Here is a 16,066-nt window from a genome sequence, read left to right on the forward strand (position 1 = left end):
TCAGCCGGTGAGGGCGACGGCCTCGTCGAACTGCACGCCCACCAGCTTCGAGACGCCCTGCTCTTCCATCGTGATGCCGTAGAGCCGGTCCGCCAGGGCCATCGTCCGCTGGTTGTGCGTTACGAGGATAAACTGCGTGTCGTGCTCAAAGCGCCGGATCAGCTCCATGAAGCGCTCCACGTTGGCATCGTCCAACGGCGCATCCACCTCATCCAGGATGCAAAACGGACTTGGCTTGACGAGGTAGATGGCAAACAGGAGTGCGATGGCTGTCAGCGTTTTTTCGCCGCTGGAGAGTTGTTCGAGCGTGACCGGGCGCTTGCCCTTCGGCTGGGCGATAATCTGGATGCCGGCATCGAGCGGGTCGTCGCTTTCTTCGAGCTCCAAGCGAGCCGAGGCGCCGTCCCCAAAGAGCTCGGTAAAGAGTCGCTGAAAGCTGCTGTGTACCTCCTCGTAGGTCGCGTTGAAGCGCTCGGCTGCCGTTTGGTTGATCTCGTGGATCGTCTCGACAAGCGTTTCTTCGGCGTGCTCCAGATCCTCTTGTTGCTCCTGGAGAAAGGCCAGCCGTTCCTTCTCGTCCTCGTAGGCTTCAAGCGCCAGCGGATTCACGTCGCCGATGCGGTCGCGCTTGGTGCGAAGCGTCTCGGCGCGCGCCTGTGCCGCTTCGCGGTCGAAGTCGTCGGGGAGCGGAAACGGAGCATCGGCGATATCGCGTCCAAACGCTTCTTGGCCGCGCTCCACCAGGTCGGCGCGGCGGGCCTCCAGGTCGGCGGCCTGCACGGCTCGTTCGTTGGCCGCCTGCACCGCCTCCTCACGCTGGGAGCGGAGCGTGCGCAGGGCGTCGTTCTGTTCTTCGATGACGGCCTTGGTTTCTTCTACCGCGGCCGCGGCGGTTTCCACCGCCTCCTCAAACGACGCCCGCTCGGTACGGGCCGTGTCAATGGTCGCATCGAGCGCCGTCTGCCGATCCAACGCCGCCTCGATGGTGTCTTCCAGCTCGTCGATGGTTTGCGCGCGGCGCTCGGTCTCGTCCGCCAGCGTCTCCAGGCGCGTGCGGGTGCGCTCCAGGTCGCGCGCGAGGTTTTCGGCCCGGTTGGCGGCCTGCACGGCGGCCACGTTGGCTTCGCTGAAGGCTTCGGTAGCGGCGCGCTCCTTTTCCTCGGCCTCCTCAAGGGCCGCAACGGCGGTGTCGCGGGCGGTGCGGGCCTCCGCGGCGGTGGCGCGGCCCTCGGCCACGGCCGCCTCCAGGTCGTCGATGCGCGCGGCGATGGTTTCCTGCTCGGCAGTGATCTCTTCGATGCGCGCGTCGAGGGCCGTGCGGCGTTCGGTGAGGCGTTCCTGCTCGTAGCGCGCCCGCTCGGCGCGGCGCTCGGCCTTTTGCAGCGCCGCCTCTTGCGCCTCCACCGCGGCCCGCTCGGCATCCAGCGCATACGCATCGAGCGCCTCCTGGGCTTCTTCGACGGCGCGCGTGGCGGCAGCAACCGACTCTTGCGCGGCGGCCTGCGCGGCGCGGGCCTCTTGCAACTGCTCGTGGCGGCCCAGGCGACTGGCCACCGGCGATGCGGAGGCGGCACTTCCGCCGTGTTGCAAGCCGCGGGCATCGGCCCAGGCGCCGTCCGGCGTAAACACCCGCACGGACGTAGCGGCCTGGCGCGCACTGCGCGCGGCGTCTTGGAGCGTGTCGGTCACGAAGGCGCCGCTGAGCAGCACATCGGCGATGCGTGCGAACGTATCGTTGGCGGCGCGCACCAACGGGCGTAGCGGCCGAGCGCCCTTGAGGGCGGGCGTGGGCGGCGGTTCGGGCAGCCGCTCGGTGATGAGAAACGTCGCCTGCCCGGCTTCGGTGTCTTGCAAGTGCGCGATGGCCGCGCGGGCCTCGGCCGGCGTCTCGACCACCACGCAGGCCGCGAGGTCTCCGAGGGCGGCGTCGAGGGCGCGCCGCAGCGAATCGTCGCACGCCAATCCATCGGCCACGGTGTCCAGCTCCGGGAGCGGCCCCTCCGCCAGCGACTGCACCGCGTCCGAAAACTCGTCGTAGCTGGTCACGAGGCCCTCCAGCAGGTCAACCTCAGCCGCGGCGGCGTCGCGGCGGCGCTCGGCCGTGCGCAGCGACGCTTGGGCCTCCTCCAGCGCCGACGCGCGCGCGTCGCGTTCCGATTGGGCAGCCGCCAGGGCGTCCTGTGCCGCGGCGCGTGCCGTTTGGGCCTCGGCAATGGCGGTTTCGGCCGCTGCAACTTGCGCGTCAAGGGTTTCTTGTTCGTCGGCAAGGGTCGCGTGTTCGTCGCGTGCGCGCTCGGCTTCGTCGCTCAGCAGCTCTTGCCGGTTGGTGAGGCGGTCGAGCGTACGGCGGCGGCGGGCCTGCTCCTGCTCGGCCGCCTCGACGGCCGCGCGATGGGTGCGCACCTCGTCGCGCAACGCCTCGGCCGTGGCGCGGGCTTCGTCGCGTTCCGCGCGGGCTTCGTCGCGGGTTTGCTCAGCTGCGGCGGTGGCGGGCTTCGCTTCTTGCAGGGCCTGTGTGAGTCGCTCGGCAGCGGCCTGGAGCGTCTCCTGCTCCTCTGCAGCGGCCTCTTGCGCCTCCTGGGCCCGCGCCCGGTCGCGGCGCGCCTGATTCAGCCGTTCGCGCTGCACCCGCTGGTCGGCCTCCAGGTCGCGGATGTGCGCGCGGTGGTCCTGCAGGGCCTCGCGCGCGGCCTCCAGGGCGGTCGTGCGTTCGTCGAGCGTGGCACGCGCTTCCTCGCGGGCAGCTTCTTTGGCCTCAATGGCGGCTTGCAGCGTCTCGGCCTGTTCCTGCTGCTCGGCCTGCTGCTGGGTGCGCGTCGCGTGGCGCGCGGCGAGCGCGTTGAAGCGGGCCTGCAGCACGTGCTGCTCCACCGTTGCCAGCTCCTCGGTGACCTCCTGGTGGGTGGCAGCCTTCTTCGACTGCCGCTTGAGGCGCCGCACCTGTTTTCCAATCTCGTCGGTTAGGTCGCGGATGCGGTCGAGGTCCGACTGCGTGTTGTCCAGCTTGCGCAGCGCCTGCCGCCGCCGCATCTTGTACCGCGTGATGCCGGCGGCCTCCTCAAACAGGCGGCGGCGTTCCTCCTTGTTTCCCGAGAGGATGTCGTCGATCATCTTCAGCTCGATCACCGAGTAGGCATCGGCGCCCATCCCCGTATCCATGAACAGGCTGGTGATGTCCTTCAGGCGGCACTCGGTGCCGTTCAGCAGGTACTCGGAGGTGCCGTCGCGAAAGAGGCGCCGCCCCACCGTCACTTCGTTGTACTCGGTGGGCAGCACGCCGCGGTTGTTTTCGATGGTGAGCTGCACCTCGGCCATGCCCAGCGGCTTACGATCGGCCGTGCCGTTGAAGATGACGTTCTGCATCTTATCGGAGCGGAGCACCGTGGGGCGCTGCTCGCCAATCACCCACCGCACGGCATCAACCACGTTCGATTTGCCACAGCCGTTGGGGCCTACGATGGCCGTAATGCCGCGGTCAAAGGTCAGGGTGGTGTCGTCGGCGAAGCTCTTGAAGCCGTTGAGCGAAAGCGTGCGGAGGTACATGCACTGCGATAGAATCTCTGGACAAACGCGAAAAGGGAGCGGCGGGCGTTAGAACTGCAGGGTGGCCACTACCGACCAGATGCCGTACGCGCCGTCTTCGGGAAAGGGCCGATCGGGGAAGGGCTGCGTGCGCACGGCGTGCGCGACATCCACAAGGCCCAGGGTGTATCGCAGGGTGAGGCCGATGCGCGCGGGCTCGGGGCCCAGCGTGATGCCGAGGCCGCCTACGGCGCCGGCGTCGAGGCGCTGGTAAAACGACTGATCGGCTTCGAGCGGAAAGCGGGCGTCGGCGTTGCCCACGCTGAGCTGTTCGTTCACTTTCACCGACACGGTGGGCCCGGCCATCAGGTGCAGGCGGGAGGCCGCCACGCGCGGCCCGCGCACTTGCAGCAGCAGGGGCAGCTCGATGTAGGCTGCGCCATAGCGCACGCTGCCATTTTCGGAAGCGACGGCCACGCCCTTTTGGCTAAAGAGCACCTCGGGCCGCAGGGTAAAGCGGCCGCCGAGCGGCTGCAGCATGGTTGCCCCAATGAGGTAGGCCGTTCGGTAGCCTACCGGGTTTGGCGCCGTGCGCAGCGTGGCCGCGTTAATGCCTGCCACAAGGCCAAAGCGTCGCTCCGGGGCCGTGCGGCTTTGCCCGTGCGCTGCCGAGAGCTGCGGCACTACAAGAATGCAAACCACCGCGTACCAGAATGCCGGGCGGCGAAGAGAGCCCATAGAACATAACCCATTCGTGACAAGAGCCATTGCACGCCCTAACGATGCACGAGGCTGTACAGATCCGCTGCTGTCGCCCCGCCGGCCAGGCCCGGCTACAGGAAGCGCTCCACCGTTTCGAGCAGCGCCTCGGCAGCAAACGGTTTGGCGAGGTACTCGTCGAAGCCCGCCGCGCGCAGCCGCTCCCGGTCGCCCGGCATGGCCACCGCCGTAACGGCCACCATGGGCACGTCGGCATATGCCGGACGCTCGCGCAGGGCCCGCAGCACGTCGACGCCGCTGCCGCCTGCGCCTAAGTTAATGTCGATGAGGAGCACATCAAACGCCTGCGCTTCGGTTTGTTGCAGCGCCTCTTGCATGTCTTGCGCCACCGATAGCTCCACGACGTCGTCGAGCAGGCTGCGCAGCAAAAAGACGGTGTTGTCGTTGTCTTCGACCGCCAACACGCGGCCATCGGAACGTGGCATTGCAGGTGCTCCAGATTCGGTTGCACGGGCAGATGTGCCGTTTTCTGCAAGGGGAAAGGACACCGTGAACGTGCTGCCCTCACCGGCCTCCGACGCCACGGCGATGGTGCCGTCCATGGCCTCGACGAGCTGCTTGGCGATGGACAGGCCGAGGCCCGAGCCGTCGTATTCTCGCGTCAGGCCCTCGGACTCTTGCTGGAAGCTCTCGAAGAGTTGCGACTGAAAGCCTTCGCCGATGCCAATGCCGGTGTCGGCCACGGAGACGGAAATTTGCGGCGCTACGCCGTTGCGCTGCACCTCTACGCGCACCTCGATGTGGCCCGTGTCGGTAAACTTCACCGCATTGGAAATGAGGTTCTGCAGCACGCTGTTCAGGGCGCCGGCGTCGAGCCGCGCGGTGGCGTGGTGTGCGGCCTCATCGAGCGAAAAGCGCATGTCGAGGCCCTTCTTTTCGGCGCGCTCGCGAAACAGCTCCACCACCTCCAACACCTCGTCGGCCACGGGCACCGGCTCCAGGTCCACGTTCATGCTGTCGGCTTCGAGCTTGGCCAGCGTGAGCAGCGATGAGAGCGTATCCATGAGGCGGCTCCCGGCCGACTTAATCCGCCGGATGTGCTCGTCGAACTGGTTGCCCTCGCTCTTGGCGCGCATCACGTCGGCCAGGCCCAAAATAGCGGTGAGCGGCGTGCGGATCTCGTGGCTCATATTGGCCAAAAAGGCCGACTTGGCCCGGCTGGCGGCTTCTGCGTTTTCTTTGGCCCGCGCCAGCTCATCGCGCTGCTGCTCCAGTGCCTGCGTCTGCTGCTCCAAAGCGCGCGTGCGCTCCTCCACGCGTCGCTCCAGATCTTTGTTGAGCTGCACGCGCTCGGTCACATCGTTTTGCACGCCCACAAAGTGCGTCACCTCCCCGTCGGGGTTATACACCGGCGTCAGGTAGAGCTCATTCCAAAACATCTCGCCATTTTTTCGGAAGTTGCGGAGCACCGTGCGGCAGTAGCGTCCGTTCGCTACCGCCGTGCGCAGCGTATCGAGGGCCACTTGGTCGCGGTGGTGGTTGCCCGCCCCGTCGATCTGCAAAAACCGGCAGTTGCGCCCCAAAATTTCCTCCTCGTCGTAGCCCGTCAGCGCCTTGAAGCCCTGGTTGACGTACACAATGGGATTGTCGGGCTGGCTCACATCCGTAATGACCAGCGAATTGTTGGCCGCCTCCACCACCCGCTTCAGGAGCTCTTTCACCTCGTCCTCCGAGCGGGGCAGATCGATCTGATCGTACGAGGGCCGCGGTTGCCCGCGGTTGGGGTCATCAAAGCTTGATGAGGACATGGTGCTGGGCACGAGTACGAAGTACAAGGGGGTAAGGCTATTCCGTGCCTGTTGCACACAGCTCAGCCCTCCGGTGATTTTCCAGTATACGATATTCGCTATAGTTTTTACAAGCTGGGTGTGTGAGAAAATCAGCGCGTCCCGCTGCATACGGGCAATACAAAACAGTCATTCGCCCGTGTCGCCTCGAAGCTTTTGGAAATTGGGTGTCGCGGCTTGGGAAATCGGGGCGCGCGTTGTACCCTGTAGTGCGCCGCCCCCCGACCAGCCGTTGCCCGCCATGCGCTCTGTTCTTGGCTTTTGCCTCCTCATGCTCGCTGCCGCACCGCTCGCCGCCCAGCCGGCCGACAGCGTCGACGTAGCGATGACCGTTCAGCTCTCGGACTCGGTGGTGGTAACCGCCACGCGCTACGCGACGCCCGCGCAAACCACGGGGCGGCGCGTGCTGGTGTGGGACGCCCGCGCCATCGACCGGCTCCCCGTGACCTCCGTCGACCAGCTCCTGAACGTAGTGGCCGGCGTGGATGTGCAGAGCCGGGGCGGCTTTGGCGTGCAGGGCGACCTCACGATCCGCGGCTCCACGTTTAACGGCGTGCTGGTACTCCTGGACGGCATGCGCCTCAACGACCCGATGAGCGGACACTTTGCGATGGATCTGCCCGTGCCGCTAGCGTCCATTGCCCGCGTGGAGGTGCTGCGCGGTCCGGCGGCCGCGCTGTACGGCCCCGATGCCATCGGCGGGGTGGTGCACCTCATCACCCATGCGGGCCTGCGCGGCACGGCGCTTTCGTCGGGCGGCACCCTGGCGGGGCGGTACGGTGCGCATCAGCTGTATGCCACCGAAGGGAGCGCGCGCTACGGGGGCGCGGCGACCGCGGTCACCGCCGCAGCGGCCCTGCAAGGCACCGACGGCGAAGCCATTGCGGGCACCAACGGCGCGGTGCACACGCGCTTCGACCGGCGCACGGCCACCGCGGCGCTCGCGCAGGCCCTGGGCGACTGGTCGCTCTACGCCCGCGCCGGCGTCGACGACCGCGACTTCAGCGCGTACCACTACTACACCGCGTTTGCCAGCGACACCGCCCGCGAGGCCACCGGCACGCAGTGGGGCCAGGTGCGGGCGCGCTTCGCCCCCACGGCCCGCACGCAGTGGACCACCCAGGTGGCGGCCAAGCGTCACACCGACGCGTACTGGTACAACCCGCAGGTGCCCGCGCCCAACCGGCACACCAGCCGGCGCCTGGTGGGCAAGAGCTACGTGCAGCACCGCCTGTCGCCGGGCCTCGTGGCCACCGGCGGCGTGCAGGCGAGCCTCCGCGCCATTGACAGCAACAACCTGGGCGCCCACAGCGACCATCGGGTGGGGGGCTTCACGCATCTGCGCTGGCAGCCCGTAAGCGGCGTAACCCTCAATGGCAGCGCGCGCCTCGACTACGATGCCGTGTTTGGCTGGGCGGTTGTGCCCCAACTGTTTGGCGCGTACACCCGCGGCGCGTGGACGCTGCGGGGCGGCGTGGGCCGTGCGGTGCGCGCGCCCAACTATGTGGAGCGCTTCTACAACACCGCCCTGCCCGAGCCGCCCGACGCCAGCCTGGGCAACCCGAACCTAAACGCCGAGACGGCCTGGAACTACGAGGCGGGCCTGGACTGGCGGGCGCACCCGCTGCTCACGCTGCACACCACCGCGTTCGTGCGCACCACCAACAACCTGATCGACTATGCGCGGCGGCCGGGCGATCGGTACTTTGTGGCGCGCAACATCTACGCCGTCACCACCCGGGGGCTGGAGGCCGAAGCGACGCTGCGGCAGCAGTGGGCGCCGGGGCGCCGCGCGCGGCTTCAGGTGGGCTATACGCTGCTTGATGCGACGCTCGACGGTGCCGATCCGGCCCTGCAGTACACCTACGCGCAGTACCAGGCGCGCCACCTGCTCCAAACCGCCGGTCAGCTGCAGTGGGGGCGGGCGTCGGTGGGGGCGAGCGGGCTGTGGAAGGAGCGCATGCAAACGCCGGATGGCGCCACGCGCTCGTTCACCGTGTGGAACGTGCGGGCCGGATACCGCCTCCCGTGGGCCGCGCAGCCCACGCTCACGCTTCAGGTGCGCAACCTCTTCGACACCGCATACTCCGAAGTTTTCGACGCGCCTATGCCGGGCCGGTGGTGGACGGTGGGCGTGCGCATGGTGCTGTAGCGTCCGCTATTTATGGCGCGCCACGAAAAAAAGCCGCCCGGGGCGTGCCCCAAGCGGCCGGCGGCGGAGGGGGAGGGATTCGAACCCCCGAGACCCGCGAGGGGCCTGCCGGTTTTCAAGACCGGTGCATTCAACCAGGCTCTGCCACCCCTCCGGGTAGCACTGCTGTAGCATACCATACCTCGGGGCGCGCGTCAAGGTTCGCCCCACGCGGGCCGCGGTTTTTCACAGCCGCTGCGCGATGCTCGGTCTCCTGTCGTCACACATCGGTCGCCTGCGCTTGCATCGCTTCCAAGGTGCGATCAAACAAAAAGTCGAATAGCAGCCGGCCAAACGCGTCGTTGTCGACGATTTTCTTGTACAGCTTAAAGTTCTTGTCGATCATTTCCTGCAGCTCGTCTTCGGCTACGGCGTCAAACGTAAGCCGGGCGTCGCTCTCGCTGTTGACTTCGATGCTCTTGCGCACGGCGTCGCTACCCCGAACGTTGCGCTGTAATTGCTCGATAAAGATCCGATCGTCTTCGTCGAAGTCGTACCCGAATCGCTCGTTCAGCGCTTCCAAGATCCTCGATAGCGGCTCCTTCTCGGGCTCGGTCGCCGATGCTCGTCCGTCGGATTCTTTCTGTGGCGGAAGCGGCTTTTGCCCCTGCGGCAGCTCCATGCCACCGGTGTGCGCCTCCTGGATGCGGTACGAATCGATGTCGACGTACTGCAAGAGCTCCCGCGGAATATCGGACGGATCAAGGCGGGCGATTAGCTTCGACAGGAGCGGCTTCGCCAGCACGTACAGTTTCTCCAGTTCAACGTCTTCGAACGGCACCACCTGCGCAAGGAAGGCGTAGAGCCGGACGAACGTGCCGAGGTGCTGGCGAACGTCGTACTGTTCTTCTTCGGTCGCATGCTCGTATCGGTCAACGCAGCGATCCAGGACGCTGTGCAGCTGCTTCTGCGTGCCGGTGCCAGAAAACCAGATGCCGGCAAAGTCGTCCAGGTCCCGGTCGGTCACAATGCCGTGCTCCCGGATCTGATGCTCCAGGTCGTAGAGCAGCCCCGGATCCGTGCCCTCCTGCAGCGTCGTCCGCTCGTAGTACGGCTGGAATGCCTCGCGGATGGCCTCGGCCTCGTTGGCAAAATCCAGCACCATGGTTTCGTTCTTTTGCGGATGCGTTCGGTTGAGGCGGGAGAGCGTTTGTACCGCGTTGACGCCGCCAAGCTTCTTGTCAACATACATCGTGTGCAGCAGCGGCTGGTCGAAGCCGGTCTGGTATTTGTTGGCCACGATCAGGAATCGGTAGGCGTCGCGGTCGAACACGTGCCTCGTTTGGCTCTCGGAGAAGCCGTTCATTGAGCGCTCGGTATGCTCGATGCCCTTATCCTCAACCGTCCCCGAAAACGCGACAAGCGCCTTGTACGGATATCCTTCTTCCTGAAGGTAGCGGTCGAAGGCGACCTTGAAGCGGACGGCGTGCAGCCGGGAGCGGGTGACGATCATCGCCTTGGCCTGCCCGCCGATTCGGTGGGCGACCTTCTCGGCGAAGTGCTGCACCATGATCTCGGTTTTCTTGCCAATCGTGTGCTCGTGTCGGCTCACAAACGATTGCAGGAGGCGCGACGCCTTCTTCGAGTCGTACGCCGGATCCTCGTCGATCTGCTTCAGCAGGTTCCAGTAGTCGGTGTACGTCGTGTAGTTCTGAAGGACGTCGAGGATAAACCCTTCGTCGATGGCCTGTCGCATCGAGTACAGATCGAACGGGGCATAGCTGCCGTCGGGCTGCTTATCGCCAAACAGCTCCAAGGTCTTGGATTTCGGTGTAGCGGTAAAGGCAAAGTTGCTCACGTTGGGCTGATGGCCGCGCTTCTGAATCTCGGCGGCAATCTTGTCTTCAAGGTCGCTGTCGGTTGCATCTTGCGCTTCTGCCGCTTCTAGCGAGGGCGCGGATAGGGTATCGTTCAGGTGCTTCCGGTATTCGCCGGTTTGCGAGCTGTGGGCCTCGTCGATGATGACGGCGAACCGATGGCCCCTCCGCTTCCGAATCGCTTCCGCTACATGGGGAAACGTTTGCAGCGTGACGATGACGATGCGCTTGCCTTCTTTCAGCGCCTTCCCGAGTCCGCTGGCACCCTCCTTCACGTCGGCCACGACGCCGCGCTCTTGTTCAAACTGGAGGATGACCTGCGCGATTTGCTTGTCGAGGACGCGGCGGTCGGTGACGACGATGACGGTGTCGAAGACGGACTGGTCGTCGGCGTCGTTGAGAAAGGCGAGCTGGTGTGCGAGAACCGCGATGGAAATGCTCTTTCCGCTGCCGGCCGAGTGCTGGATGAGGTAGCGCTGGCCGGCTCCGTTCGTTCGTGCATCCGCGACGAGGCGGCGAACGGAGCGCATCTGATGGTAGCGCGGGAAGATGAGGATTTTTTCTCCCGTCGGGGTGCCGTCGTCGTCGAGCCGATCGATGGTCGCAATGAAGTGCTGAATCAGGTTGAGGATGCTGTCGCGGGCCCATACGTGCATCCACAGATAGCTCGTGCGGGGCCCGCGTGCATTGGGCGGGTTGCCAGCGCCGCCGTCGTACCCCTGGTTGAACGGCAGGAAGTACGTATCGTCGCCGCGCAGGTGCGTCGTCATGTAGACCTCCTCGCTTCCGACGGCGAAGTGGGCGAGGCACCGGCCGAACTGAAAGAACGGCTCGCGCGGATCGCGGGCGCTGCGGTACTGATGAATCGCGTCGCGGTAGGTCTGCCCCGTCAGCGGATTTTTGAGCTCGGCCGTAAAAATCGGCAGGCCGTTCAGAAAGAGGCCCAGGTCGAGCGTGTGCTCCGAGTCGGTGCTGTACGGAAGCTGCCGCACAACCGTGAAGACGTTGGCGCGGTACTTCTCCTGCAGGTCCGGATTCCGCGCCGTAGACGGCTTGAAGTAGACGAGCTTGAAGCGGGCGCCGTGGATGCGGACGCCACGGCGCAGGACGTTCAGCGTCCCGCGCTTCTCGATCTCCTGATACACCTTCTGAACGAACCGATCCTTCGCGTCCGTCCCAAACTGCTTCTTGAGCTTCTGCCACTCGCTGGGCTGTGTGGCGACAACGAAGTCGAACAGGTCGCCGGGAATCAGGCACCGCGCGCGGTTGTAGTCGGCTGGCGAGCGTTTGCGGTAGCCGCCCGGCGTGTAGCCGCCCACGTCGTAGGGCGCATCCGGCTCGGCCGAGGTGCCCTTCGCTTCGCTGACGAGGACCGATTCGATGGCGGCTTCGAGATCCTTCTCGGAGGTGTCGACGGGCATAGAGATTCGGGTTCGTGACGGGAGGCGGGAGGGTGTACGAATCGCTCGCTTTCAAGAACGGGGTTTCCAGGGGCCCTCTGGAGACCAGTGCTGGTTGAAGGGATCTCCAGTTCGAAGAGACGCAAGGGGGCGGTAGAGAAACCGTCGGATCTGGTCGATCACAGGACGCAGATCTTCCTCGAATGCTTGCAGTCGTGTCCGCTTGCCAAACGCCTTCCACTGTGTCTGCTTACGATCGTCACGGGCAAAGTCCTCCGTGAGAGCACTTGGCGTACGTTCAGGGAGACCGGTAGCGCGGCACTCGAACGTTGCGTCGATGGCTTTGGTCAGAGTGGAACCGTCAAAGGCGAACGTTCGGCTCAGATACCAAACGTCGTAGAAGTCCTTCATGCGGCTATTGGCGATCCCGAAGACCACCATGCCATGAAGCTTTTCGGCGATGACGGTTTCTCGGGGATACGTGCGAAGCGTGGCCGCCGGGAAGTTGAGGAGCGTCGGAAACGTAGTCGTCTGTGGCGTTGGGTGAACCGCATCCCCGAAGCCCACGTCGATCTGGAGCGGAAGATGTGCGTTCCCCACGTATGCGTTAAGGGTCACGCGCACTCCACCGTACGTCTCCTGATCCCGGATGGCCGCAACCTCCACGCTGTCGGGATCGAACGAAACGCCATCGTCAGGCACGTCCACCTGACACACCGCTTGGAAGATCGCTTCGAGTTGCGCCGGGTCGCCGTATCCAAGGAGATCGAGGTCTTTCGTGGGGCGGTGCAAGTCGTTCTGCCAAACGAGAAAGGCATACGCCCCCTTCAACACGAACTGATCCTCGACATCAGAGGCCCCGATGCGATACAGGAGCCGCTCCAAGGCAAAGCGCGTTAGGAGCGCCTGGTGGCTTTCTCCGCTCTCCCGCGAACGGTTGAGGAGCCGATCTCGAACCGATTGCGACACATTCGTTGGGCTCATGCCACAGCCTCCATGTACGGGCGGATCACGGTTTGCACTCGACAGACGTCGGCGTAGTGCCAGAGGGCATCCACAGAGCCACGGTTCTCGACGTACTCTCGGAGCGCTTCGATGGCGACATCGAGGCCGATCTTATTGCGAAACTTGAAGCAGTCGGCCACGGTCTTCGCTGGATTGTAGATCGGGACCGAAACGCCTTCGACGTCGTGTTCTGCGATGCCTTCGGTGCGGGCTGTGCCGGACATCCGCACGGTTCGGAGCGAGACGGCATCGACCGATGGCGCGCGGTCCTTGTGTCCGATGGCCATCCAGACGTCAAACGGGTTCTGCGTCGTCAGGTCGTGGAACTGCAGGGCAGACAGGAGGCAGATCGTTCCCTTCGGCACCCGCTTCGCTGCGACGGCGAGGGAGTGGTGGGCGGTGACGTCTTGTCCAGAGCGCTCGTAAAGCCCCCGGCCAATACGGATCAGTTCTCCGGCATCAACGAGCCGGGAGAGGTACTGCCGATGAATGCCACGCTCTTCGGCGTCCTGCGTGCGGAAGACGCCTGTCTCGTCGGCAAGATCGAGAAGCTGATCGCGTTTGGTTGTGGAAGCAGGCATGTCAGTAGACGGGACAATGAAACGGAGCCCACCGCAGTCTCCGCGGCGAAGAGCGATCCGGCGAAGCAGATCGGATATCGGTTATTGAACGTGGTACGCTGTGACGTAATGTTGGCAATTAAAGCCAACTGCCGACGTTTTGTTCATTTCAGGGGCTGCGTGTCGTTCATGGCTCCGCGTTCGTCTTCGCTTCCTGCCGCACGTCAATCTGCTCCAGCTCTCAGCATATCGATGTCTCGCGTTGGACGCGTCAACGTCATGTTGTGCGCCTGAAGCATAAGCGCTCCTTTCAGGGTGAAGGCCGCCGCGTGTGCGGTCTGGCTGAACCGGTACAGAAACCGCTCCATCCCGTACCGTTGCAGGATGTCATTGAACGGACGTCCCTGCGCCCGCGCCGCATTTTTGAGACGCGTGTGCACGGAGTGCGCCATATTTGCTATGGATGAACTCATGCCGCGTGGGTTGCCGAGAAGAGCTTCGGAGGATTACATCAGGGCCTCAAGATAGGGCTGCATCACATTCGTCATATTGCACGTCTCCGCATGGCGATGCAGATCCTGGAGTGAACGGTCGGAACGCTGCAAATACCGTTTCAGAGCGTCCGTCGCTACGTCAACACCAATCGTTGAGCGAAACTTGAAGCCGTCGACAACGGCACGGGGGGCACTGTACATCGAGACATCGACGCCGCCAATCACGTGCGTTTCGATGCCCGCGCTATAGGCCGGCTCCGAAACGTGAACCGTGTGGAGCGGGGGGTGGTCGAGGCGCGGCGCGTGGATGCCCCGCGGCAGCGCGATGTACACCGCGTGCGGAATCTCGTCGGTTAGATCGTGAACGTCGAACGCCGTGAGCAGCGTTACAACGGCTTTCGGCGCACGCTTCGCAACAATCACCAGGTCATCGTAGCGCGTTGGTTCTGCTTCAGCCAAGCGGTATACCCCCCGGCTGACCTTATCGATGGCTCCGGCCTCTTCCAGGTGCCGGAGCGTGCGGGGATGCACGCCCCGTGCGCGAGCTTCTGAGGCCCGTAGCGTTCCGCCCGCCGCCCGGAATTCCCGTAGGGCGGACGCGATCGTTGAATCAGCAACGCTCATTGATATTGGATGAAGATGCTACACATGTCGTCAAGTGTAGCTTATTTGATCAAGAAGGTTCCAAGGTCGACTCACGGTCGCCCCGCAGAAACTCCTCGACAATCGGTTTGAAGGTAATACTTGGCAGCACCAGTCGGCGGCGGCTTGTGCTTGTCAGATCGGAGATGTGGACGCGTGCGATGCCAAACAGCATCGAGAGACCGTTGACGAGAAGCAGACGCTCGGCATCATCACGCGCTGCAACTTCCTCATCGATCCAGGTCAGCCATCCTGTTACGCGGAGCCGCCCGCGGTGCATGACATAGGGGCGCATGGCCTCGGGTAGTTCATCGTCCGCGTTGAAAGCAACCGTGAGGTGCACGCATCGAGCGTTGCGTTCCTTGTCGAATGTTGTTTCAAGCTCGATCCCAACGCCAACGCCAGCGTCTACGTCGTCGGGAATCGGTTCAGGATCAAGACGCTCGTACGTCAGGAGCTCCGACCGATAATCAAGAAGCTGGAGGGGAGCAATCATTGCTTAAGCCGCTTGGAGCTCTTCATCTTCTGTGGCCGTTTGTTCTTTGCGAATCAGATAGTCGGAGAACGTAACGGCTCGCGTAGCCGTGCCGCTCGTATCCTTACAGTACCCACCGTCGCTGGATGCCTGCACCTGCGGGACGAACGCCCCTTGCTTGTGCGTTGTGCTTGATCCATTTGCGCCATTGCCCGCTACGGCAAGCAAGCGTGTACCCAACGCCTCCTCGAACGCTGCAATCGTCTTCAGCGTGAAGTTGATGCCTCCCGCCAGGCCACGGCTGACGTAGGCTTCGTCTCGATCCATCCTGCGCGCAAGTTCACGCTGCGACAGCTCATTGTCCGCTTCAATGATCTGGCCGATGCGAGCCGTCAGATCCGTCAGCAACCGATGCAGCTTCCGCTTCACCGGATCGATGTCAGCCAGCGCCTTCCGCTCCTTCGAAATGGTGCGCTTGCCCCCGCGACGGCGGCGTTTCTTCGGGCGCTTCACATTGGGCACGAAAACGATGTCTGCATCCAACGCCACAGCATAGCGCACTACCGTCTTCAGCGTCAGGTTGGTGCGACCGTTGAGGTGCGCGCTCACGGTTGATCCGCTGCGGTATCCAAGATCCTCGGCGAGGGCGCGTTGCGTCATGTTGCCCATTGCGTCGCGGATGCGTTCCGCAATCGCGTGGGTCAAGCGGGTGGCGCGCTTGTCGATGCGCGCTTCGGAGACAGCGAATGAAGGGTTCGAAGTCATCATGGGAGGTCGCGTGCTTCAAAGTGATGATTGCCTTCGAAGAAGTATTCGTCTTCAACGCATCCGTCGTCGAATGTGTACTCCTCAAAGTTGAGCGTGTCGGTCCACGTAATGCGCTCGTGGACCCGCTTCATTACGTATCGGATGTCCTTCCAGGCGGCTGTCAGCACAGCGTCATCCTGGATGCGTGGATCTCGTTTGACGCCGCCGTTTCCGGCGACGAGGATTTTGCGCATCCGAAAGCAGTAGAGGCGTAGGCGCGGATACGGCTTCGGCAAGTGCTTTTTGTCTTTCGCCGGAATGCTTGCGCAGAGCGCCTCGGCATGAACGCCTTCTGGGTCGGTCGCGTTGCCCTCGTCTCGAAACCACCGGTCCGGTCCCTGAAAGCACTTGTAGTGATTGAAGTTATGCTCATCCAGCACCTCCTGGTACAGGCGCACCCTTAGGTTGTCGCAGTCGGGTGCCTTCTGCACAGCGTCCGTTGCCCAGAACCGCTCCAACTCCGTCTTTTCGGCACCAGCCTTCTGGAAAGAGTACAGCGTTGCGTAGTCTCCTTCATCTAGCAAGACAAGCTTGAATCCAAAGTCCATTGGTACGGGGATAGGTAAGAGGCGATAGGCTAAAAGTC

Annotated in this window: 11 protein-coding genes and 1 tRNA gene; 1 reads left to right on the top strand and 11 read right to left on the bottom strand. The window is 64.0% G+C overall.

Translation table 11 applies throughout. The features are described 5' to 3' along the window. The 3 genes from smc to SALLO_RS0111150 all read right to left on the bottom strand — a co-directional run bounded on the left by smc (nt 1) and on the right by SALLO_RS0111150 (nt 6,050). Entirely contained in the window at nt 1-3,543 is a 3,543-nt protein-coding gene (gene smc, locus SALLO_RS0111140) for a chromosome segregation protein SMC (RefSeq protein ID WP_022836384.1), read from the bottom strand. A 48-nt stretch (nt 3,544-3,591) separates the two neighbouring features. After that, nucleotides 3,592-4,260 carry a porin family protein gene (locus SALLO_RS16765; RefSeq protein WP_022836385.1) on the bottom strand — a complete coding sequence of 223 codons (669 nt, stop codon included), beginning with the start codon at nt 4,258-4,260 and terminating at the stop codon, nt 3,592-3,594. A 95-nt stretch (nt 4,261-4,355) separates the two neighbouring features. Further along, on the bottom strand, nt 4,356-6,050 hold the full coding sequence (locus SALLO_RS0111150) for an ATP-binding protein (protein ID WP_022836386.1): 1,695 nt from the start codon (nt 6,048-6,050) through the stop codon (nt 4,356-4,358). A gap of 280 nt (nt 6,051-6,330) precedes the next feature. On the opposite strand from SALLO_RS0111150, the gene SALLO_RS0111155 reads away from it, so the two are divergent. Beyond that, nucleotides 6,331-8,241, top strand: coding sequence for a TonB-dependent receptor plug domain-containing protein (locus SALLO_RS0111155; RefSeq protein WP_022836387.1), 1,911 nt, complete (start codon nt 6,331-6,333; stop codon nt 8,239-8,241). Nucleotides 8,242-8,305: 64 nt separating this feature from the next. Here the strand turns inward: SALLO_RS0111155 and SALLO_RS0111160 are convergent. From SALLO_RS0111160 to SALLO_RS0111200, 8 genes are all read right to left on the bottom strand, one after another. Then, nucleotides 8,306-8,395 (bottom strand) — tRNA-Ser (locus SALLO_RS0111160). A gap of 105 nt (nt 8,396-8,500) precedes the next feature. Next, nucleotides 8,501-11,518 carry a type I restriction endonuclease subunit R gene (locus tag SALLO_RS0111165; protein WP_022836388.1) on the bottom strand — a complete coding sequence of 1,006 codons (3,018 nt, stop codon included), beginning with the start codon at nt 11,516-11,518 and terminating at the stop codon, nt 8,501-8,503. A gap of 51 nt (nt 11,519-11,569) precedes the next feature. After that, a complete protein-coding gene (locus SALLO_RS0111170) occupies nt 11,570-12,481 on the bottom strand; it encodes a nucleotidyl transferase AbiEii/AbiGii toxin family protein (protein WP_022836389.1) in 912 nt (303 codons plus the stop codon). Beyond that, nucleotides 12,478-13,083: a type IV toxin-antitoxin system AbiEi family antitoxin domain-containing protein gene (locus SALLO_RS0111175; protein ID WP_022836390.1), complete on the bottom strand. Its 606-nt coding sequence runs from the start codon at nt 13,081-13,083 to the stop codon at nt 12,478-12,480. Before SALLO_RS0111175 ends, SALLO_RS0111170 begins: the two co-directional genes overlap by 4 nt. 485 nt (nt 13,084-13,568) lie before the next feature. Further along, nucleotides 13,569-14,180, bottom strand: coding sequence for a type IV toxin-antitoxin system AbiEi family antitoxin domain-containing protein (locus tag SALLO_RS0111185; protein WP_022836392.1), 612 nt, complete (start codon nt 14,178-14,180; stop codon nt 13,569-13,571). 49 nt (nt 14,181-14,229) lie between these two features. Further along, nucleotides 14,230-14,694: a hypothetical protein gene (locus SALLO_RS0111190; protein ID WP_022836393.1), complete on the bottom strand. Its 465-nt coding sequence runs from the start codon at nt 14,692-14,694 to the stop codon at nt 14,230-14,232. Between the two features lie 3 nt (nt 14,695-14,697). After that, complete coding sequence (locus tag SALLO_RS17885; RefSeq protein WP_157621411.1) at nt 14,698-15,441, bottom strand: helix-turn-helix domain-containing protein; 744 nt, start codon at nt 15,439-15,441, stop codon at nt 14,698-14,700. Next, nucleotides 15,438-16,004, bottom strand: a complete 567-nt coding sequence (locus SALLO_RS0111200) for a hypothetical protein (protein WP_169577925.1) — start codon at nt 16,002-16,004, stop codon at nt 15,438-15,440. The genes SALLO_RS17885 and SALLO_RS0111200 overlap by 4 nt, the downstream gene beginning before the upstream one ends. Nucleotides 16,005-16,066: the final 62 nt, after the last annotated feature.

This window comes from Salisaeta longa DSM 21114, from assembly GCF_000419585.1.
GTDB classification, from domain to species: Bacteria; Bacteroidota; Rhodothermia; order Rhodothermales; family Salinibacteraceae; genus Salisaeta; species Salisaeta longa.

What these genes read in the sequence shown, in the direction of transcription:
- SALLO_RS17885 (WP_157621411.1), bottom strand. Translation starts at nt 15,441, where the DNA reads ATGATGACTTCGAACCCTTCATTCGCTGTCTCCGAAGCGCGCATCGAC.
- SALLO_RS0111165 (WP_022836388.1), bottom strand. Translation starts at nt 11,518, where the DNA reads ATGCCCGTCGACACCTCCGAGAAGGATCTCGAAGCCGCCATCGAATCG.
- SALLO_RS0111170 (WP_022836389.1), bottom strand. Translation starts at nt 12,481, where the DNA reads ATGAGCCCAACGAATGTGTCGCAATCGGTTCGAGATCGGCTCCTCAAC.
- SALLO_RS0111155 (WP_022836387.1), top strand. Translation starts at nt 6,331, where the DNA reads ATGCGCTCTGTTCTTGGCTTTTGCCTCCTCATGCTCGCTGCCGCACCG.
- SALLO_RS0111175 (WP_022836390.1), bottom strand. Translation starts at nt 13,083, where the DNA reads ATGCCTGCTTCCACAACCAAACGCGATCAGCTTCTCGATCTTGCCGAC.
- SALLO_RS0111185 (WP_022836392.1), bottom strand. Translation starts at nt 14,180, where the DNA reads ATGAGCGTTGCTGATTCAACGATCGCGTCCGCCCTACGGGAATTCCGG.
- SALLO_RS0111150 (WP_022836386.1), bottom strand. Translation starts at nt 6,050, where the DNA reads ATGTCCTCATCAAGCTTTGATGACCCCAACCGCGGGCAACCGCGGCCC.
- SALLO_RS16765 (WP_022836385.1), bottom strand. Translation starts at nt 4,260, where the DNA reads ATGGGCTCTCTTCGCCGCCCGGCATTCTGGTACGCGGTGGTTTGCATT.
- smc (WP_022836384.1), bottom strand. Translation starts at nt 3,543, where the DNA reads ATGTACCTCCGCACGCTTTCGCTCAACGGCTTCAAGAGCTTCGCCGAC.
- SALLO_RS0111190 (WP_022836393.1), bottom strand. Translation starts at nt 14,694, where the DNA reads ATGATTGCTCCCCTCCAGCTTCTTGATTATCGGTCGGAGCTCCTGACG.